Source organism: Photorhabdus antumapuensis, assembly GCF_020387775.1.
Lineage (GTDB): Bacteria > Pseudomonadota > Gammaproteobacteria > Enterobacterales > Enterobacteriaceae > Photorhabdus > Photorhabdus antumapuensis.
The window spans coordinates 42,773-63,409 of record NZ_JAHZMK010000028.1; the positions used below are offsets into that span (position 1 = coordinate 42,773).

The 20,637-nt window shown below is 40.9% G+C and carries 21 protein-coding genes; 10 read left to right on the forward strand and 11 right to left on the reverse strand.

The annotated features are described in order from the left end of the window. Positions 1-4: 4 nt before the first annotated feature. Both selD and KZ793_RS12975 read right to left on the reverse strand, forming a co-directional pair. Positions 5-1,048: a selenide, water dikinase SelD gene (gene selD / locus KZ793_RS12970; RefSeq protein ID WP_225815716.1), complete on the reverse strand. Its 1,044-nt coding sequence runs from the start codon at positions 1,046-1,048 to the stop codon at positions 5-7. A gap of 11 nt (positions 1,049-1,059) precedes the next feature. Continuing rightward, positions 1,060-1,611, reverse strand: coding sequence for an NAD(P)H nitroreductase (locus tag KZ793_RS12975; RefSeq protein ID WP_225815717.1), 552 nt, complete (start codon positions 1,609-1,611; stop codon positions 1,060-1,062). A 170-nt stretch (positions 1,612-1,781) separates the two neighbouring features. Here KZ793_RS12975 and sppA point away from each other — a divergent pair, with 170 nt between their 5' ends. The 3 genes from sppA (at position 1,782) to pncA (ending at position 5,566) form a co-directional block, all read left to right on the forward strand. Next, positions 1,782-3,647, forward strand: a complete 1,866-nt coding sequence (gene sppA, locus KZ793_RS12980) for a signal peptide peptidase SppA (RefSeq protein ID WP_225815718.1) — start codon at positions 1,782-1,784, stop codon at positions 3,645-3,647. Between the two features lie 123 nt (positions 3,648-3,770). Continuing rightward, positions 3,771-4,784, forward strand: a complete 1,014-nt coding sequence (gene ansA, locus KZ793_RS12985; protein WP_225815719.1) for an asparaginase — start codon at positions 3,771-3,773, stop codon at positions 4,782-4,784. A gap of 143 nt (positions 4,785-4,927) precedes the next feature. Next, positions 4,928-5,566: a bifunctional nicotinamidase/pyrazinamidase gene (gene pncA / locus KZ793_RS12990; protein WP_225815720.1), complete on the forward strand. Its 639-nt coding sequence runs from the start codon at positions 4,928-4,930 to the stop codon at positions 5,564-5,566. A 63-nt stretch (positions 5,567-5,629) separates the two neighbouring features. Here pncA and KZ793_RS12995 read toward each other — a convergent pair whose 3' ends face one another. Together KZ793_RS12995 and msrB are read right to left on the reverse strand one after the other, a co-directional pair. After that, on the reverse strand, positions 5,630-5,899 hold the full coding sequence (locus KZ793_RS12995) for a YeaC family protein (protein ID WP_036805531.1): 270 nt from the start codon (positions 5,897-5,899) through the stop codon (positions 5,630-5,632). Between the two features lie 82 nt (positions 5,900-5,981). After that, positions 5,982-6,392, reverse strand: coding sequence for a peptide-methionine (R)-S-oxide reductase MsrB (gene msrB, locus KZ793_RS13000; RefSeq protein WP_225815721.1), 411 nt, complete (start codon positions 6,390-6,392; stop codon positions 5,982-5,984). A 343-nt stretch (positions 6,393-6,735) separates the two neighbouring features. Between msrB and gapA the strand changes: the two genes are divergently transcribed. Continuing rightward, positions 6,736-7,731 carry a glyceraldehyde-3-phosphate dehydrogenase gene (gene gapA, locus KZ793_RS13005; protein WP_225815722.1) on the forward strand — a complete coding sequence of 332 codons (996 nt, stop codon included), beginning with the start codon at positions 6,736-6,738 and terminating at the stop codon, positions 7,729-7,731. 124 nt (positions 7,732-7,855) lie between these two features. After that, positions 7,856-8,734: a D-hexose-6-phosphate mutarotase gene (locus tag KZ793_RS13010; protein WP_225815723.1), complete on the forward strand. Its 879-nt coding sequence runs from the start codon at positions 7,856-7,858 to the stop codon at positions 8,732-8,734. Positions 8,735-8,831: 97 nt separating this feature from the next. Here KZ793_RS13010 and KZ793_RS13015 read toward each other — a convergent pair whose 3' ends face one another. The 4 genes from KZ793_RS13015 to fadR form a co-directional block, all read right to left on the reverse strand. Continuing rightward, positions 8,832-9,584 (reverse strand): MipA/OmpV family protein, encoded by a 753-nt coding sequence (locus tag KZ793_RS13015; protein WP_225815724.1) that lies wholly within the window; start codon positions 9,582-9,584, stop codon positions 8,832-8,834. 372 nt (positions 9,585-9,956) lie between these two features. Beyond that, positions 9,957-11,033: a catabolic alanine racemase DadX gene (gene dadX / locus KZ793_RS13020; protein ID WP_225815725.1), complete on the reverse strand. Its 1,077-nt coding sequence runs from the start codon at positions 11,031-11,033 to the stop codon at positions 9,957-9,959. A 6-nt stretch (positions 11,034-11,039) separates the two neighbouring features. After that, positions 11,040-12,362, reverse strand: a complete 1,323-nt coding sequence (locus tag KZ793_RS13025) for a D-amino acid dehydrogenase (RefSeq protein WP_225815726.1) — start codon at positions 12,360-12,362, stop codon at positions 11,040-11,042. Positions 12,363-13,005: 643 nt separating this feature from the next. Next, complete coding sequence (gene fadR / locus KZ793_RS13030) at positions 13,006-13,725, reverse strand: fatty acid metabolism transcriptional regulator FadR (protein ID WP_225815727.1); 720 nt, start codon at positions 13,723-13,725, stop codon at positions 13,006-13,008. A 222-nt stretch (positions 13,726-13,947) separates the two neighbouring features. Here fadR and nhaB point away from each other — a divergent pair, with 222 nt between their 5' ends. Together nhaB and dsbB are read left to right on the forward strand one after the other, a co-directional pair. Continuing rightward, positions 13,948-15,495, forward strand: a complete 1,548-nt coding sequence (gene nhaB / locus KZ793_RS13035; protein ID WP_225815728.1) for a sodium/proton antiporter NhaB — start codon at positions 13,948-13,950, stop codon at positions 15,493-15,495. 180 nt (positions 15,496-15,675) lie between these two features. Then, on the forward strand, positions 15,676-16,185 hold the full coding sequence (dsbB, locus tag KZ793_RS13040) for a disulfide bond formation protein DsbB (RefSeq protein ID WP_225815729.1): 510 nt from the start codon (positions 15,676-15,678) through the stop codon (positions 16,183-16,185). Between the two features lie 129 nt (positions 16,186-16,314). Here dsbB and KZ793_RS13045 read toward each other — a convergent pair whose 3' ends face one another. The 3 genes from KZ793_RS13045 to KZ793_RS13055 all read right to left on the reverse strand — a co-directional run bounded on the left by KZ793_RS13045 (position 16,315) and on the right by KZ793_RS13055 (position 18,316). After that, positions 16,315-16,617, reverse strand: a complete 303-nt coding sequence (locus tag KZ793_RS13045; protein ID WP_225815730.1) for a putative hemolysin — start codon at positions 16,615-16,617, stop codon at positions 16,315-16,317. Between the two features lie 53 nt (positions 16,618-16,670). Then, a complete protein-coding gene (locus tag KZ793_RS13050; RefSeq protein ID WP_225815731.1) occupies positions 16,671-17,003 on the reverse strand; it encodes a DMT family transporter in 333 nt (110 codons plus the stop codon). A gap of 833 nt (positions 17,004-17,836) precedes the next feature. Beyond that, complete coding sequence (locus KZ793_RS13055) at positions 17,837-18,316, reverse strand: Hcp family type VI secretion system effector (RefSeq protein ID WP_225815732.1); 480 nt, start codon at positions 18,314-18,316, stop codon at positions 17,837-17,839. 389 nt (positions 18,317-18,705) lie between these two features. Here KZ793_RS13055 and KZ793_RS13060 point away from each other — a divergent pair, with 389 nt between their 5' ends. The 3 genes from KZ793_RS13060 (at position 18,706) to KZ793_RS13070 (ending at position 20,586) form a co-directional block, all read left to right on the forward strand. Then, entirely contained in the window at positions 18,706-19,749 is a 1,044-nt protein-coding gene (locus tag KZ793_RS13060) for a hypothetical protein (RefSeq protein ID WP_225815733.1), read from the forward strand. Continuing rightward, on the forward strand, positions 19,746-20,150 hold the full coding sequence (locus tag KZ793_RS13065) for a hypothetical protein (protein WP_225815734.1): 405 nt from the start codon (positions 19,746-19,748) through the stop codon (positions 20,148-20,150). Before KZ793_RS13060 ends, KZ793_RS13065 begins: the two co-directional genes overlap by 4 nt. A gap of 127 nt (positions 20,151-20,277) precedes the next feature. Next, on the forward strand, positions 20,278-20,586 hold the full coding sequence (locus KZ793_RS13070; RefSeq protein WP_225815735.1) for a hypothetical protein: 309 nt from the start codon (positions 20,278-20,280) through the stop codon (positions 20,584-20,586). The last annotated feature ends 51 nt before the right edge of the window (positions 20,587-20,637 follow it).

The window sequence follows — 20,637 nt, forward strand, 5'->3', positions numbered from 1 at the left end:
GATATTATTCATTAACCTCAATGAGTACTCTGCCTGACTGTCGCTCAGACAATTCACCAATCGCGGTCAGTTCGATGTCATGACATCGTGCAATCATTTTCACTTCGTCCATGGCTTCTGGTAAAACAGCCAACAGCAGGCCACCGGATGTTTGCGGATCACATAACAGTTTGCGCTGAAGTTCTGTCATTTCACCAATAAGATGACCGTAACTATCAAAGTTACGCCCAGTTCCCCCCGGAACACAACCCTTTTCAATATAGGATTCCACTTCCGGCAGTTTAGGCACTTTTGCAAAATGGAGAGTTGCCTGAACCCCCGATCCTTGACAAATTTCACTTAAATGCCCTAAAAGACCAAACCCGGTTACATCGGTCATTGCTGTAACGCCAGCCACCTCGGCAAAATCCATCCCCAATTTATTTAAGCGGCACATGGTTTCTATCGCGACGCCCTGATGTTCAGGTAACAGCAAGCCTTTTTTCTCCGCCGTGGTCAATACCCCGATTCCAAGTGGTTTTGTCAGAAATAGCTGGCTTCCCGCTTGCGCGGCACTGTTCTGTTTCACTCGGTCAATATTAACGATACCGGTTACAGCCAGACCAAAAATAGGTTCAGGTGCATCAATAGAGTGCCCTCCCGCCAGTACAATCCCAGCCTCTTTACATGCAGCCCGGCCACCTTCAATCACCTTACGGGCAATTTCCGGCGCCAATTTATCAATCGGCCATCCCAAAATAGCTATCGCCATAATAGGCTTACCGCCCATTGCATAAATATCGCTGATAGCATTTGTGGCAGCAATGCGCCCAAAATCAAATGGATTATCGACAATCGGCATGAAGAAATCTGTCGTACTGATAATGCCGGTACCATTGCCAATATCATAAACCGCAGCATCATCACGGGTTTCATTACCAACCAATAAGTGAGGATCAAGAAATTTTTCCTGCTCACTATGCAGAATGGTTTCCAAAACTTTTGGTGAAATCTTACAACCGCACCCAGCGCCGTGGCTGTATTGGGTAAGACGAACTTCTGTTGACATAACAGGCCCCGTTACAAATAGCTGACAAAATTGGTCATATCAGGCGCAGTAACCTTATTTGGCGCTTTTAGTACAGGCGTTCCAAGGTAGAGAAAACCCACTATTTTGTCATGTTCATGACAACCCAAACCGGCACGCACGGTATGATCATCAGTCCATGAACCGGTACGCCAGATACCACCAAACCCTTGAGCCACAGCAGCCATTTGCATCGCATGTACAGCACAACCAGCCGAAACCACCTGTTCCCATTCAGGTATTTTGGAATTCTCAGCCACTTTTGCCATAACCGCGATGATTAATGGTGCACGATAAGGCGCATTTTTCGCTTTTTCTTCCGCCTCAGCACCAAGGTTACTATCAATGGCTGCTTGATGGAGTAATCGACTGAATCGCTCAATACCTTCATCCTGCATGACAGTAAAGTGCCACGGACGTAATGCGCCATGATCAGGTGCTCTCATTCCCGCCGCCAAAATATGCTGTAATGCTTCACCTTGAGGTGCCGGGGTTGTTAAACGTGATACTGAACGTCTGTTCAACAAAAGTTCTAGTGCATCCATTTTTTCTCTCCTAGGTAATGTATTTTGTTATAAGCTAGCATTTTCTGTTTATTTGTTAACAAATAAAAGCCCCAAAGCTATCTTTTCAGACAATATGCCACTATTTGAAGCTGACATTTACATGTCTGATCATTAGGATAGCTTCACTTGATCCTAGTTTTGGAGATGATATGCGTATTTTATGGAAGTTGATCGCAAGATTATTTAAATGGAGTTGGCAACTATTAAATTTTATTCGGGAAGTCATTTCAAACTTGATTTTTATCATGCTGATTCTGGTTGTGGTTGGCGGTTTTCTGATTTACCAACAGCCAAACAAAACGGCAGATAGTTATCAAGGAGCGTTATATGTCAATCTCACCGGTATCATTGTGGATCAGGTCTCCAGCCGTACTCCATTAACTCAATTAGGCCGTGAGTTGTTTGGTACATCCAGCAATAAATTCCAGGAAAACTCCCTGTTTGATATTGTTGATAGCATTCGCCAAGCAAAAACCGATAACAAAATCACCGGGCTGGTGCTGAAACTTGATGATTTCATCGGCACCGACCAGCCCTCTATGCAGTATATCGGTAAGGCAATTAATGAGTTTAAAACTTCCGGTAAACCGGTTTATGCTATCAGTGATAGTTATAATCAGTCGCAATATTATCTGGCTACCTTTGCCGATAAAATCTATCTATCGCCACAAGGAACGGTTGGCCTTTATGGCTATTCAACCAATAACTTGTATTATAAATCCCTGCTGGATTCACTGAAAGTCACCGCGCATATTTTCCGCGTCGGCACATATAAATCAGCCGTTGAACCGGTTATGCGTGATGATATGTCCCCCGCTGCCCGCGAGGCTGATAGCCGTTGGGTCAACGGTCTGTGGCACAACTACCTCAATACTGTCGCTACCAACCGCAAGCTCTCTGTTCATCAAGTATTCCCTGGCGCTGATGAGATGATTGCTAACTTACGTGCTGTTGGCGGAGACAATGCGCAATATGCACTTAAATACAAACTGGTCGATTATGTTGCGCCGCGCAATGTCATTGAAAATGACATGACAAAAGCCTTTGGTTGGGACGAGAAAAACCGTCACTTCAATGCTATCAGCATTTATGATTATGCACCGCAATTGGTGGAAGGCAGGTTATCATCCAAAGGCAATATCGCCGTTATTGTCGCACAAGGTGCAATCGTCGATGGGCAGCAGACTCAAGGCATGGTTGGCGGTGACACAACCGCCGCTCAGATTCGTCAAGCTCGTCTGGATGATAATATCAAAGCCGTTATTCTGCGGGTAAACAGCCCCGGTGGCAGTGTGAATGCTTCTGATGTTATCCGCACTGAACTGGCTGCGCTACGTGCAACGAATAAACCCGTGGTGGTTTCTATGGGGGGAATGGCGGCATCCGGTGGCTACTGGATCGCTACCCCGGCTAATTACATCATCGCAAACCAAAGTACGTTGACGGGTTCCATCGGTATCTTCGGTGTCATCACCACTTATGAAAACAGTCTGGAACATATTGGTATCCACACTGATGGCGTCTCCACGACACCACTCGCGGGCATTTCTGTTACTAAAGGACTTAGCAAAGAATTCTCAGCACTGATGCAGCTTAATATTGAGAATGGCTATAACAACTTTATTGGCCTTGTTGCTACTTCACGCCATAAAACACGTGAAGAAGTCGATAAAATTGCTCAGGGGCATGTGTGGGTTGGTAACGATGCGAAAACTAATGGATTGGTCGACCAATTAGGGGATTTCGATGATGCAGTCACCAAAGCGGCTGAATTGGCAAAATTGGACAACCCAGCGCTTGACTGGATGCAACCTGAAATGTCATTCAGTGAGTTGCTGATGAACCAGTTGACAACAACCGCGCAAGCTATCGTACCGGAAGCGGTTCAAGCCTGGCTCCCCGCTCCATTGGTGCAAGTAGCTCAGGAAGTAAAACAACAGAGTGAGTTCTATCGCCATCTGAATGATCCACAAAATCGTTATGCATTCTGTTTAAATTGCGGAGATATTCGCTAAACAACCGATAACAATGCATGATGCTAGTCATAGCTCGATTAATTTAGCCTGACAAACCCTGTCAGGCTTTTTTTATTTTGCAATACTCCTATAATCCTGCTGATCTTTTTATGAGGTACAATCATGCAGAAGAAATCTATTTATGTCGTCTATACTGGCGGAACCATTGGAATGCAGCACTCATCTCAGGGATACATTCCCGTTTCCGGGCATTTACAACACCAACTAACTAAGATGCCCGAATTCCATCGACCGGAAATGCCGACATTCACCATACGTGAACATCAACCGTTGATCGATTCTTCTGATATGACTCCAGAAGACTGGCAATTTATCGCTGATGATATCCGAGAAAACTACCATGATTATGATGGGTTCGTGATCCTGCATGGTACGGATACAATGGCATTCACGGCATCTGCCCTCTCCTTTATGTTTGAAAATCTAGGTAAGCCAGTCATTGTCACCGGGTCACAAATCCCGCTGGAAGCACTGCGCTCTGATGGGCAGACAAACTTGTTGAATGCGCTTTATCTTGCCGCTAATTACCCAGTTAACGAGGTCAGCCTGTTTTTCAATAATAAACTGTTTCGTGGGAACCGGACCGTCAAAGCCCATGCCGACGGTTTCGATGCTTTTGCCTCACCAAACTGTTCTCCATTAATGGAAGCCGGCATTAACATCAAAACCTTCAATGCATGTTCTGCCCCTGTCAATCACGGTGAGTTTATTACTCATCAGATTACCCCTCAGCCCATTGGTGTAATCACCATTTATCCCGGCCTTTCCAGTCAGGTTGTGAATAATATTTTAATGCAACCGGTTAAGTCTCTCATCCTGCGCTCATATGGCGTCGGAAACGCGCCTCAGCACCCTGAATTATTGAAAGAGCTAAGACAGGCAACAGAGAGAGGGATCGTGGTTGTTAATTTGACTCAATGCATTTCTGGCCGAGTCAATATGGAAGGTTATGCAACGGGCCATGCTCTGGCAGAATCGGGGGTGATAAGCGGCTACGATATGACTTTTGAAGCAACTTTAACCAAGTTGCACTATTTACTCAGTCAACCCTATAGCAATGAAAAAATTCGTTATTTAATGCAACAAAATTTACGTGGTGAATTAAGTTATACCTAATAGATTTCGAGTTGCAGCGCGGCGGCAAGTGAACGAATCCCCGGGAGCATAGATAACTATGTGACTGGGGTGAGTGAAAGCAGCCAACAAAGCAGCAGCTTGAAAGATGAAGGGTATATATTGATAAATAATCAAGGAAAGAGATGAAAACAGCCCTATTACTTATTGATCTACAGAACGACTTCTGTACCGGCGGCGCTTTAGCCGTAGAAGAGAGTGAACAAGTCATTGTTGCGGCAAATCAAGCAATTGCTATTTGTCTGAAACACAATATCAGCATTATTGCCAGCCAAGACTGGCATCCTGCTGAACATATGAGCTTCGCCGTAAATTCCGGCCAGAAGATCGGTGATATCGGTCTATTAAACGGTATTCCACAAGTATGGTGGCCGGTACACTGCGTTCAAAGCCAGCATGGCGCTGATTTCCATCCACAGCTAAACAAGCAAGCAATTCTCGAAATTTTCCACAAAGGTGAAAATCCACAGATCGACAGCTACAGTGCGTTCTTCGACAACGGCCATCAGAGTAAAACCCGGCTTGATGACTGGCTGCAAACACAGCAAATTCAACGTCTGTTTATTATTGGTATCGCCACTGACTATTGTGTGAAATTTACCGCGCTGGATGCGCTGGCATTAGGTTATGAAACCTGGGTCATTACTGATGGTTGTCGGGGGGTTAACCTTAGTCCAAATGATAGCCAATCAGCATTCAAAGAGCTAAAAGAGCAAGGCGCTATATTGATAGAACTTGATCAACTAGAGGGTGCTCTTCTCTGATATCAATCTAAGGCTAGGCTGAGTTTTACACACTCAGCCTGTTCATCACCTATTTGCCAAAGATTATGGTTTGAATGTTGCCACCATTTCAGACTGAAAGATCGCTTTCAGTTCTTGTTTACTCTTCATCACCAACTGACCATCAGTACCAATCGTCATATGTTGCGGATCATGGTTATGCCTTGATTGCCATAGCATAATCATTTGCAAACTATGCTCTTTCTGCTCTACCGTTAGAGGCACACCATCCTGCCATTTACCCAGTTCTACTGCCTGAACCAGGCGTTGATATATTTCTGGTGTCATTACAGATAACAGATCATCCAGTTCCATTGATATTTCCTCATTATTTTCCAGAATTAGCTGAAACGATTCTTAGCGTAAACTAAGATTATGCCCGCAATAATAAAAACAATTAACCTACTGTTTTTTCGCCTGTATTTTCATCAGTAAAGCTTAATGCAGCCGAGTTGATACAAAAACGCTCTCCCGTTGGTTGCGGACCATCAGGGAACACATGCCCCAAATGAGCGTTACAATGACCGCAACGAACCTCAATACGATGCATATTGTGACTATCATCATCAAGATACTGCACTGCATCATGAGTGGCAGGCTGGTAAAAACTCGGCCAGCCACAACCAGCATCAAATTTAGTGTCGGACATAAATAACGGCTGCTCGCAGCACAAACAATGATACACGCCACTTTTCTTATTCTGTAGCAATTTCCCTGAGAATGGCGGCTCTGTCCCGGCATTCTGGGTTACATGACGCTGAATATCAGTAAGTTCTTTATAAAGGGAAATTTCAGGGTTATTAGCCATAACGACCACCTTAATAATAAGACTCATGTTCTCAATAAAATTGATTAATAATAACAAAAAATTAACATTACATCAGTGGAATTTATTTTAAGCGGTTAACTGAATCTGTTTATCCTACTATTTGTGATGTGACTCGCATATCTAACCAATTAACTTTCAATATCTGTCTGCACCTTGATAATGGTGGGCGGCTCAATGGCCAGTACCCTATAGCAAGCGTCTAAATGATGAACTCAAAGCTAATGTTTTTCGGCTATTGACACGATTCCGCTTGACGGCTGGCAAGGTTTTGGTAACTTTAGTAATAATTTTTAATTCACTAAAAAATAGCTGGTGGAACACTATGACTATCAAAGTAGGTATCAACGGTTTTGGTCGTATTGGCCGTATTGTTTTCCGTGCTGCACAAGAACGTTCAGACATCGAAATCGTTGCAATCAACGATTTGCTCGACGCCGAATACATGGCTTACATGCTGAAATACGATTCAACTCACGGGCGTTTCAACGGCACTGTTGAAGTAAAAGACGGCCACTTGGTTGTTAACGGCAAAGCTATCCGCGTTACAGCAGAAAGAGATCCAGCTAACCTGAAATGGAATGAAGTAGGTGCTGACGTTGTTGCAGAAGCAACAGGTATCTTCCTGACTGACGAAACTGCACGTAAGCACATTGCCGCTGGTGCGAAAAAAGTTGTTCTGACCGGCCCGTCCAAAGATGACACGCCTATGTTTGTTATGGGGGTTAATCACCAAACTTATGCAGGTCAGGAGATCGTTTCCAATGCTTCCTGTACCACTAACTGTCTGGCACCGCTGGCTAAAGTTATCAATGATAAATTCGGCATTGTTGAAGGGCTGATGACCACTGTTCACGCAACAACAGCAACTCAGAAAACAGTTGACGGTCCTTCTGCGAAAGATTGGCGTGGTGGTCGTGGCGCTGCTCAGAATATTATCCCATCATCTACCGGCGCAGCTAAAGCTGTTGGTAAAGTTATCCCTGAACTAAATGGTAAGCTGACTGGCATGGCTTTCCGCGTTCCTACTCCTAACGTATCGGTTGTTGACCTGACTGTACGTCTGGAAAAATCAGCCACTTATCAACAAATCTGTGATGCAATCAAAGACGCGGCGGAAGGTGAATTGAAAGGCGTTCTGGGTTACACCGAAGATGACGTCGTATCTAACGATTTCAATGGAGAAAAACTGACTTCTGTGTTTGACGCCAAAGCTGGTATCGCTCTGAACGACAACTTTGTGAAACTGGTTTCTTGGTATGACAACGAAACCGGTTACTCTAACAAAGTTCTGGATCTGATTGCTCATATTTCCAAATAACTGAGTAATTACTTTGTCTGAAAAGAGCTGCCTTCCCCGGCAGCTCTTTATTTCAATCTGTATACAACATGCGTTATTCTTGAGCCATGCCATATCCCAGCTTTGGTTTTACAAGGTTATACGCATGAACGATAAAATTTTTACGTTGCCGATTGCAGAACAGATTTCTCCTGCTATTAGTCAACGAAATATAGATGGGTTCCCACTGATAGTCGTCTCTCATCCTAAAGTTCGTGGTGCAATCAGCCTGCAAGGGGCGCATCTCATCGTCTGGCAACCCAGTGGTGAAGAGCCGGGGTTATGGCTGAGCAAGAAAACCGCATTTGTAGCAGGTACCGCTATCCGCGGTGGTATACCTATTTGCTGGCCTTGGTTTGGTTCCGCCGGAGCACCAAGTCACGGCTTTGCCAGAATTCTTCCCTGGGAATTTAGCGCACATAATGAACATGAAAATGGCGTCATATTAACTTTCACGCTGAAAGACAATGAATATACCCATAAATTGTGGCCTTATGATTTTACCTTGATTGCCCGTTTCAAACTGTGTGAAACCTGTGAAGTGGAGCTGGAAACCTATGGTGATTATCAAGCAACTTGTGCCCTGCACACTTATCTGAATATAGGCGATATTAATCAGGTTTCAATTAGCGGTTTAGGTAAATATTTTACTGATGCGGTTGCTGACAAACAGCAACACACCACGGCAGAGCATCTTATTTTCAATGGTCGCACTGATCGCATTTATACCAAGCCGGAAGATTTTAATTTGATAAGGGATAAATCGCTGAAACGGACTATTGAAATTCACCATTACCATCACAGTGATGTTGTATGCTGGAATCCAGGTGCCCAATTATCGAATAGCATGAAAGATATGGACAATGAAGGTTATAAAAATATGGTTTGTGTAGAAACAGCTCGCATCAATAAGCCACTAATCTCTAAAGATGATAGTCCAGCCCATATTTCGGTTTTAATCCGTTGCCGGAAAGATTACCAGTAAATATCTCACTCATTCACATTAGAAAGACTGAATACTATCCCATGAATTCAGTCTCTATCCAATATTATCGCCATGAGTAATTAAAAACTATATGTAATTAAAAACTATATGTAACACCTGTCCAAACAATACTTGAATATGACTTATTAACCATTGGACTATCTTTAATTTCACTCGGTAAACGCTCAACACGCCCCATCATAAATACAGACCATTCCTGGTTAAATTTATAATTAGCAGATAATTCCAGATAGGGCGTCCAGCTATCATCTGGCGTGTGTTTTTCTAATCCGCTACGGCGAGATTCACTATCTTTAATGCCATATTCATAACGATTTTGTTTTTTACTATTCCAAACCACACCTAATCCTGGTTGTAATGACCAATCATCACTTTTAAATTCATATAAATAAGCCAGGTCAATCGTTATGCCTTTACTTTTACTCAACGTATCCGCAGCAAAAGAGCTACGCAACGTTCCCCAATCTTCAATATGACGATAGCTAAAGCCGCCCATCATGGTATCATGGCGACGATCCAGCTTTTTCATCTGCTTATCTTCATTATCTTTTGGGCGGAAATTTTGCGGATAGTAATAAACATCTAAAGATAGCTGATCTTTTGGTTCATTCCACAAATAATACCCAGCGGCTAAAGTATGAAAATAGAAATTGTCACTTTCATAATTAACCATTGGAACAAACAACACTTTATCTTTATTCTTTACCCCTTTATAAGGTGATGCCTCAGCCAAAACAGAGGCGCCAATTGACCACTGCCCCGCATAAGCTAAAGATGAAGAAAGACAAAAAGTGACGACTGTGGCTAAAATTTTAGCTTTGTTGATCATGATTAACTATTTCCTTTAAAACAATTATGCGATTAGCTATATCAAGTGTAAAAGATCGTTTCCCTCATTTCCAAGTAATAATGTCCTATGTTTCTCAAAGAGCACAATATGTTTATACCCTTCATCTTTCAAGCTGCTGCTTTGTTGGCTGCTTTCACTCACCCCAGTCACATCGTTATCTATGCTCCCGGGGATTCGTTCACTTGCCGCCGCGCTGCAACTCGAAATCTATTAGGTATAGTGCCCACCCAATTTTTCTGACGAAAATAAACAGATTATAGAAAACAAAGATATATTAATTTAGCGAAAACGGTAACTTATTTCCTGCAATAATACCAGAAACTCACGACTATTTAACACGCTATCGGGTATTTAACGGCACATAGATACCGGAACCCGATCTGCCAATGCACACAATAATTCATAGCCAATTGTTCCAGAACTCTCCGCCACATCATCCACCGGCAAATTTTGCCCCCATAATTCAACAGGACTGCCAATTTGGGCCTGCGGACAAGGCGTTAAATCCACCGACAACATGTCCATTGATACTGTACCTAATACTTGGGTCCTGACGCCATCGACAATAATCGGTGTTCCCGTCATTGCACGACGGGGATAACCATCGGCATAGCCACAGGCGACGGTACCGACTCGCATAGAGCCCGACGCTGTATATTTACTGCCATAACCAATTTTGTCTCCTGCCTTGAGATTCTGAATAGCAATAATCTCACTTTGTAGACTCATCACTGCTTTCAACCCAATATCGGCAATATCTTTCCATTTTCCACTCGGTGAGGCACCATAAAGCACAATACCGGGACGTACCCAATCTCTATAAGTTTGTGGATACCACAAAGAAGCGGCTGAATTAGCCAGACATTGAGAAATATCCAATCCCTGACTGACCGAATTAATAACTTTAAGTTGTTCAGTAACACCGATCTCCTTATTATCCGCATTCGCAAAATGTGACATTAACGTTATTTGCCCAATTTGCCGGATACCTTTTGCTAATGATAAAACCGTTCTATATTGATCCGCGGGAAATCCCAATCGATTCATACCGCTATTGAGTTTGAGATAAATATTGATGGGTTTACTCAAATTGGCCGCTTCTATTGCTTCAAGTTGCCAATGGCTGTGCACTACCGTTGTCAACTGATATTCATCAATTATTGGCAAATCTTCGGGTTTGAAAAACCCTTCCAATAGCAAGATTGACCCCTGCCACCCCTGCTCCCGCAATAAAATCGCTTCATGAAAATCAAGTAAAGCAAATCCATCAGCCTGATCGAGATACCGCCATATACAATGCAGACCATGCCCATAAGCATTTGCTTTAACAACAGCCCAGATTTTACTTTTACCGACCTTATTACGAATAATCGCCAGATTATTTTCCAATGCATCAAGATGGATCGTTGCCGAAATCGGACGTGGCATATTCTATTAGCCTCTCAGTTCAATGTGTAATTGATGGCTAAATGGCACCAATGTTGTTTTCAATGTTGTATTAAAACCATTAACATAACGAAATACTGATAAATCATCAGATGCAATGGCGGGCTTTTTACCCGAAATAATATCAGCCAGTAACTGACTGGAGCCACATGCCATTGTCCATCCCAGTGTCCCATGCCCTGTATTTAGGTAGAGATTGTGATATTCAGTCGGGCCAACAATTGGGGTACCATCTGGCGTCATTGGACGTAATCCTGTCCAAAAACGAGTCTGAGTCATATCGCCCCCACCGGGATAAAGGTCTTGCACCACCATTTTCAATGTTTCATAACGAGCTTTAAGCAGATTCAAATTGAAACCGACAACTTCGGCCATTCCACCCACGCGAATACGGTTATCAAACCGGGTAATCGCAATTTTGTATGTTTCATCCAATGCAGTAGATACCGGAGCCCGTTCTGCATCGACAATAGGCATAGTTAATGAATAACCTTTCAGTGGATATACTGGAATTTTGACAAGACCTTTCAGCAATTCAGTGGAATAAGCGCCCATTGCAACAACATAGTTGTCTGCTGTCATAACGCCATCTTCGCACTGGACGCCAGTAATCCGATGCCCTTCGACCAATAACTGTTTGACCTGTTTATTAAACAAAAACGTTACACCTGCCGCTTCTGCCATTTTTGCCAACTCTTTAGTAAAAAGCTGACAATCCCCCGTCTCGTCGTTCGGTAATTGCAATCCCCCGGTCAGTTTGTGAGCGACATGTGCCAAGGCTGGTTCTGCCGTCGCGAGTTTATCTGCCGTTAATAAATTGTAAGGAACACCTTCCTGCTCAAGAACGGCTATGTCATTCACCGCATTATCAAACTGCTTATTGGTGCGGAATAACTGAAGCGTGCCCCCCTGACGCCCTTCGTATTGAATACCCGTATCTGCCCTCAACTGTTTGATACAGTCACGACTGTACTCTGCCAGCCGTACCATCCGACTCTTATTTATCGCATAGTGACTTGAATCACAATTACGCAACATCTGCCACATCCAGCGTAACTGAAACAGCGATCCATCCGGACGAATAGCCAACGGAGCATGACGTTGAAACATCCACTTAATCGCTTTCAATGGAATACCCGGCGCTCCCCACGGGGTCGCGTATCCCGGCGAGATCTGCCCGGCATTAGCCGCACTGGTTTCCTCAGCAGCACTTCCCTGGCGATCAATGACAGTGACTTCATGACCTTGCTGTACCAAATACCAGGCACTGGTTACACCAATAACACCACTACCTAAAATAAGGATTTTCATCATGGCCCCCGGATGATTTAAAATTTTAGGCAAGCATAATATGCTGTTTATAAAAAACCAATATAGAACAATCATCGGTGACGTCAATAATCTACATTTATGATTTAGGTCACAATTAGATTACATTTATGCAACAGACTTATTTGTGATTCATATCTAACCAAATTATAAAAATTAATATCAAAATCATAAAATTAAGATAATAATTACGATATGAATCGCATGATAATTATTTCATATCAAGTCATTATTTTGAGTTTTTCGGTAAAAAAAACGAATCAATTAAACAACCACAGATACCAATAACCATCAATTAATCGGAATAAAAATTCAAATAAAAACCCAAAACTCAGAATAATATTCTAAAATAGAGAAATTAACAATTGGCTTGAGATTAAATGAGAAAAAACAAAGCTCCCGGTACAGAGCATTCTGCACCGGGCCAACTCAAAATAATTTTGATTTGAAACTAATATACCCTTCATCTTTCAAGCTGCTGCTTTGTTGGCTGCTTTCACTCACCCCAGTCACATAGTTATCTATGCTCCTGGGGATTCATTCACTTGCCGCCTCGCTGCAACTCGAAATCTATTAGGTATAGATCGGATAACGCCTGGAATTAAGTAAAAACACTAACGAGATATCAGCGACACACTTCTGACAAATCACTTGGCATCGTACTTTGCATACTGTGCCAAATAACACCGCTCTCTTTACCATAATTACGTACACATTCCATGACATTATCGTAGGATTTATCACGACATAATATCACCAGTTGCTGATAAAAATTCAGCGCCAATTTACGCGCCTCAGGATTAGAGAAGTAATAACGCCCTATACGGGTATATAGCCCTTTCAACCCATTGATAATAAGGCCGTAAATTGGATTACCCGAAGCAAAAGCCAAGCCACGGAAAATATCATAATCTAGCGTACTAAATGACTCTGAGTTATCTTCCACATGCTCTTTTTCCGCCAATACTTCCAATGAGTTACTCGGATTATGCTTAAAAGCGGTGCGAATAAATATCGCCGCAATATTCGTTCTCACCGCCAGTAGATTATCAATCAACTCAGGAACGCGATCGTGATCAAGACGGGCCAGAGTCTCTAAAATATTAAGACCCGATGTTTCCCAAAAGTTATTCACTTTTGTTGGTTTGCCATGCTGAATAGTTAACCATCCATCACGAGCCAAACGCTGCAATACTTCACGCAGGGTAGTCCTTGTCACACCAATTAACTCAGATAATTCACGTTCTGCCGGAAGAATGGAGCCGGGAGGAAAACGACCGTTCCATATACTCTCAATAATATACTCTTCCGCAAAACCTGCGGGACTTTGAGCCTTAATGACCATATTTTTATTATTCCAACGTGACTTTTTCAACTAATAATAGATGAAATTATATCAGAATACGCAACTTCAATATAGCTATGTAGTCTAGAAAGCGTAAAGGTGGTCATGAAAAAAAGCGTACCAATGCTGAATTATGTCTCATTTCCCTTAAAATATTCTGTATTAAAGCGTACTATTGTTTAAAGAACGCGATTTTACGAATTTAGAGGAACTTTAATTGCAATGGAAACCAGTATCCTAAAAACAGCGGTAAAAAACTTTCTCGGCAACTCGCCAGATTGGTATAAGCTAGCTATCATCATCTTTCTCATCATCAACCCACTGATATTCTTCTTTATTAACCCATTTGTCGCAGGCTGGCTGCTTGTTATCGAATTTATCTTTACTTTAGCAATGGCACTTAAATGTTACCCGTTACAACCGGGTGGCCTGTTGGCAATTGAAGCGGTCATCATCGGCATGACTTCACCTCAACAAGTTGGTCATGAAATTGCTAATAACTTGGAAGTTGTACTGTTGCTGATATTTATGGTCGCAGGAATTTACTTTATGAAGCAATTACTATTATTTGCCTTCACTAAACTCCTGCTCTCCATAAAATCCAAGCGTATGCTTGCCTTGGCATTCTGCCTGGCCAGTGCATTCCTGTCAGCATTTCTTGATGCCCTGACAGTTATCGCGGTAGTAATTAGTGTTTCCCTTGGTTTCTATTCTATCTACAACAACTTCATTACTGATCAGCATAATGTACTTAACTCTAAGCATGACAATCACATTGATACAGCCAAAAAGAAACAAACTCTTGAACAGTTTCGTGCTTTTTTGCGCAGTCTGATGATGCATGCAGGTTTAGGTACTGCACTCGGTGGTGTGATGACAATGGTAGGAGAACCACAAAATCTGATTATCGCCAAAAACGTTAATTGGGATTTTGTCACCTTCTTTATTCGCATGGCTCCAATTACCCTGCCTGTCTTTATCTGCGGGCTGCTAGTCTGTTTTCTGGTCGAACACTTTAAACTGTTCGGTTATGGTGCAGAATTGCCAGAACGCGTCCGACAGGTATTGGAAGATTATGATAAAAAAACCAGCGCAAGACGAACCCGTAAAGAAAAAGTACAGCTTATTGCTCAAGCGCTGATAGGGATATGGCTCATTGTTGCGCTGGCGTTTCATCTGGCGGATGTTGGTCTGATTGGCCTTTCAGTCATCATTCTAACCACGTCGTTCTGTGGTATTACCGAAGAACATGCACTGGGTAAGGCATTTGAAGAGGCACTACCATTCACCGCATTACTGACAGTTTTCTTTTCTATCGTTGCAGTCATCGTTGACCAGCAACTATTTACGCCATTTATTCAGTTCGTATTACAAGTTTCTGAAACTTCTCAACTTTCGCTGTTCTATCTGTTCAATGGCTTACTCTCATCAGTATCAGATAACGTGTTTGTCGGTACGGTTTATATCAATGAAGCGAGAGCCGCTATGCAAGAGGGGCTAATTTCACATAAACAATTTGAATATCTGGCTATTGCGATTAATACCGGCACTAACCTGCCTTCCGTTGCAACACCTAACGGACAAGCAGCATTTCTGTTCCTGTTGACTTCGGCATTATCGCCACTGATTCGTTTATCTTATGGCCGCATGGTGATAATGGCATTACCTTATACCATTGTCATGACTCTGGTCGGTTTGCTGTGTGTAGAATTTCTGCTCATTCCAGTCACTGACATGATGGTTCACTGGGGCTTAATTACTTTGCCATAACCGGCAATAATTCGTTTTATAGCCTTAACCAACCCATGCCGTATTGAGCAATGACTACGCTCAATACGGTTTTATTTTTCCCAAAAAAGCCAAATTCACCTTAATTGACTTTTTTTGTTACCTGTAAATCGGCAAAATAGGCGCTCAATTGTTTATCTTAATCTGCATGGAAAAACGGAAATGATGCGATTTTTAAACCACTGTTCTCAAGGACGAAGCGCATGGCTGTTAATGACCTTGACCGCCCTGATACTAGAAGGCTCGGCATTATATTTTCAACATGTGATGAAATTACAACCCTGCGTGATGTGTATTTATGAACGGGTTGCGCTGTTTGGTATATTAGGTGCCGGGGTATTGGGTGCGATCGCACCAAAAACGCCGTTACGCTGGCTGGCTATTATTTTGTGGATCTACAGCGCCTGGAGTGGCCTGCAACTCGCATGGGAACATACTATGATGCAGTTGCACCCTTCTCCATTTAATACCTGTGATTTTTTCGTAAACTTCCCTTCATGGTTGGCGTTAAATCAATGGTTTCCTTCTGTATTTGAAGCTACAGGTGATTGTTCAGTAAGACAGTGGCAATTCCTGACATTAGAGATGCCACAATGGCTAGTCGGTATTTTTGCTGCTTATCTGGTTGCTGCGGTATTAGTACTAATCAGCCAATTTTTTACCCGTAAATAATTACCCATTCAGACAGCGAAAAATAATTGTCTGATGAATCAAATATACTCGCAGAATCATGCCAAGGGTACCGAATAACCCAACGGCATGTTCCTGCTCATATCATCAATTAGTTACTTGATTTCTATCTCAAATTGATGCACAAGAACCTTGCAACAATGCCCTTTCATCACAACGTTTACCATTTGCCAACTGGCAAACAGGTATTTGCGCACCATTTAATTGTATTGCTAATGCAGGCATACCACCCACATAAAAACAGGTTGTTCTGGCATTATCTCTAAGAGCAACTTCCGGTTGAGAATATTGTATCGCCTGATATTGGACGGATGTTTTCCCTGCCTGAGTACTACAACCCGCTAATACAGCAATACTAAAAAGTACTCCTAATAAGACTGTCTGGAATCCTTTCTTATTACTAACGTTTAGCATATCTCTTCTCCAGAAAACGACTCAGGGAAAACAGGAGCACCATTAATTGTTAATTAATGTGCACTGCTGTTAGAAAGCAGGTTTATGACCATTACACCCGCAACAATAAGAGCCATACCTAAAATAGCTGCCCAATCCAGTTTCTGCTGATATAAAAATATCGCTGCAACAGAAACCAACACAATACCCAATCCAGACCATATGGCGTAAGCAATTCCTAATGGCACAACTTTGACCACTTGGGATAACCCCCAGAAAGCGATGCCATATCCAACAATGACCAGTATAGAAGGGAATAATTTACTAAACCCATCAGAGGCTTTTAATGAAGCCGTTGCTATAACCTCAGCAACAATTGCCATTGCTAAATATAAAAATCCATTCATATCTTTACTCTCTATAGTAGAAAAAACAAATCGGCCAACATTAATAAACAAAAACGGATTGAATCTATCACAAACGCTTTAAGGTGTAACGTAACAAAATTGATATATTTCGTTCCTTAAATCCAATTCAGACCTTATTTACCCCCTGTTCAAGAAGTACCGCACAGGCAGGAAAATCGTTGGAGAGATTTTACAGAGAATATGGAAAAGTGCTAATGATAGGTTCCAGCTTTGAGATTTAGATCAGCATCATTCGCACGATAACCTTTAGGATTTCTAAGAGAGCATAGCGCTGTAGAATTAAAAACGTGTGCATTTATAAACTAAAAATAATCTTATCATTTGATTAAGCCATAAGGAGCACGAAACTATCAGGAAGTTATGTTGCCTAACGTTGAGCCAACATATGTTACTCTTGGCGCAACAACTGAAAGATTAGCTGCTGGAATTTGCATGGCCGGGTGGTTATATGGATAGTAAAGGAGGAAAATGGCTTATTAAACTTATTGTTGAATATTCAATGGGATATTAATATGAATAGAATCATTTTATTTATCTCTTACATTTATTTTTCTATCTATATCAATGGTTATTTACAAAATAAACCAGAAAAAGATGGATAAAATTATTGAATTATATACATGCTATTAACCGAAAAAATGAAAATATAATAGACACGTGCACCAATAATATTACAATTTTATTCAAAGCTTATCTTCCAATTTAATTCATTAATATAGTATGGGCACTCTTCTTTATATCAATAGCAATATACTTACTTTTAAAAACACGCTTAGCTATTAAATGAAAACTAAGCGTATAAACTGTATTTATCAATAAACCATCTCATCCCAAATGCAATATCCTGATGTTCCCGCCATATGATGCCGACAAGTAATATTAACATACTGAACTGAAATAACTTCCTCCGGCTGACCTTTATTATCATTAATAACATGCGGATAATTAACATTTAAATCACAAATTTTTGCCCCGGTGAGCAAGATGGAATAAAAAAGTTCCTGTGAACCTATTTGAGAAGTCCGATAAATATCAAATGTCAACTCCAGTCTTTCATGATTAGCTGCCGCTATCATTAACAATGGGGAAGATTTATCTAATAGTTTAATGAAGTTTACCGGCTGATAATTAACATGCTGAGCAACAGTCAGACCATGATTGAATTGCAACACCATAATTTGATTTTCATGTCCATGCTGATACCGATTACCAATGGAATCCAAAGTCGAACATCCTTGAGAAATAAGCCCCTGAGATTCACCTTTTATCGTCACATAAATCATATTTGCCATAACTATACCTACTTAATTTACCTTATGTTCAAGTTCTCATTCTGAGTTATTTTCCTTTGATTTCAATAAAATAATTGTAATTTCCATAAGATAATTGTAACAAATTGTTAATTATCTTATATGAATGTAAATATTGAAGGCTCGTAGTCAGGCCAAAGATAATAAAAAATTTTTATCACTACTTCTATCCTTTAGTAAAGAAAAAACCGTAAATTAATCAATATTAACCGACAACATCAGATTGAATTTATACATCACCTACTCCCTATAAATTCTCACTCTGTAGAGATTAGAAACCCATTTATTATATGTTGAAAATAATCTGATTATCTGATTAAGTTATCTCCATGAAGCTATCAAAAAGTTATGTTGCCTAACGTTGGGCCATCATGTTAGCAGCTACTACGGGAACAAATAGAGTATTTATGAAAAGAAACATTCAACCCGGTTTCTGTGTCGTACAGCAACCCGGAGGATTAAGTTTTCAAGCAAACCTGTTATTCAGCCATTCAAATAGCGAAGCGGCCCGCTATTTTATGGAGTTAAATGCAAATTACCGATTCCTGAAACCGGGACAAATTCTGCTGGTAGCAGATCCAGATTCCTATAATCCCCCGCATATCATACAGCTATTAAAACAATCTCAGTATGAAGTCAACCGATCCGTTTCAGCTCTGCCTAATGAATCCGCGGCATTTTTGCATCATCATTTTGGTCTGTTTCACTATGTGCTGGATCAGGGAGGCACTTTGGTTGGTACCTCTTCATCTCTGGGTAACTCTTATTTCTCCCAAATTAAAAAAAATCTGTCAAAATTACAGAAGCTTTATCAAAAAGAATATCGGTTAAATGGGCTAAACCGAAAATATGTCAGTCCCGAGTTTTATGTAGAAAGACAGTTGATTATGGGTAACCTAAAGAGATTATTAAATAAAGTTGGCCGACTCTCTTTGAAAATCGACCAACATCCTAATCTAAAGCATGCGCTAAAGTTATCAACTAAAGCCATTGCTCATCAATGGGATAAAGTCGGGGTTGGCGTAATAAAGGGATATAGTCAAACAATTATGCAAAGTGAAAAAATGGTTAAATGGATGAAATATGGTGGCTGGGTTGCAATCGGCTTAGATTTTACTGATACCACCGGGCAGGTTATTGATGCCTGTAATTATGGGAAAACAGGAAAATGTGAAAAAGTAGCTATCAAAGAATATAGTAAATTTGTTGGCAGAACGGGAGGCGGAATAGCCGTAGGATATAGTGGCAGTATAGCAGCAGGAGCAGCATGTGTTGCCCTTGGGTTTGCAACTGAAGGATTAGCTGTTGGAATTTGCATGGCGGGCGGCGGTTTAGCTGGTGGGGCTATAGGTAGCTATGGATTTGAGAAGACTATGGGATTTTTCGCGGATATATTTATAGAGCATTTTTTATGAGCATATTAGATCTAATAACCATTATCTCCGTTATTTTTTTCTTCTTATTTTTAATTATATCAATAATTATTTACAAAATAAATCAAAGTAAAATGGATGAAATTATTGAATCATATATAGGAAAAGGACTTTATTTATCAGCAGGCGTAAAGCTGGGCCGTTTTTGGGGTGTTCATGGTCAGTATCAGGTTGCAATGTTTTTCTATATGCTGCTCACCGGGAAAAGAATGAGAATCAATGAAAAGGATAGTAAATACATGTACCAAGAATCTTATGACTTTATTCAAAGTTTACCTCACAGTTTAACTCATTGGATAAAAGTATATTTTACCACTATTAACATATGCCTTCTATTCTCTCTAATAATAATGATAATATTTCTATTTAGAGAATACGCTTAATGATACTAAACATTCAGTGGGATTTTAATATGAATAGAATCACTTTTATCATCTTGGTTATTTCTTGCGCTTCTTTTATTGGTTTTTTCATTATATCAGCAGCTATTTACAAAATAAATCAAAAAAAATGGATAAAATTATTGAATTATATATGGAAAAAGGGTTTTGTTTATCATCAGGAGCATACATAGGGCATTTTATGGGTATTCACGGTCAATTTTATACTGCCGCATTTTTCTATAGATTATTAACAGGAAAAAGAATAAGAATAAATAAACCCAATAGTAAATATATGCCAAAAGAGTCTTACGATTTTATTCAAAATTTACCCCCCAATTTAACTCACTGGATAAAAGCATGTTTCATTACCATCAATATAAGTGTTGCATCCTTCATTATATCAATGGCAATATACCTATTTCAAAAACACACTTAATCATACTGAAAATTCAATAGGACTTTAACATGAACATAATCACCCTTATTA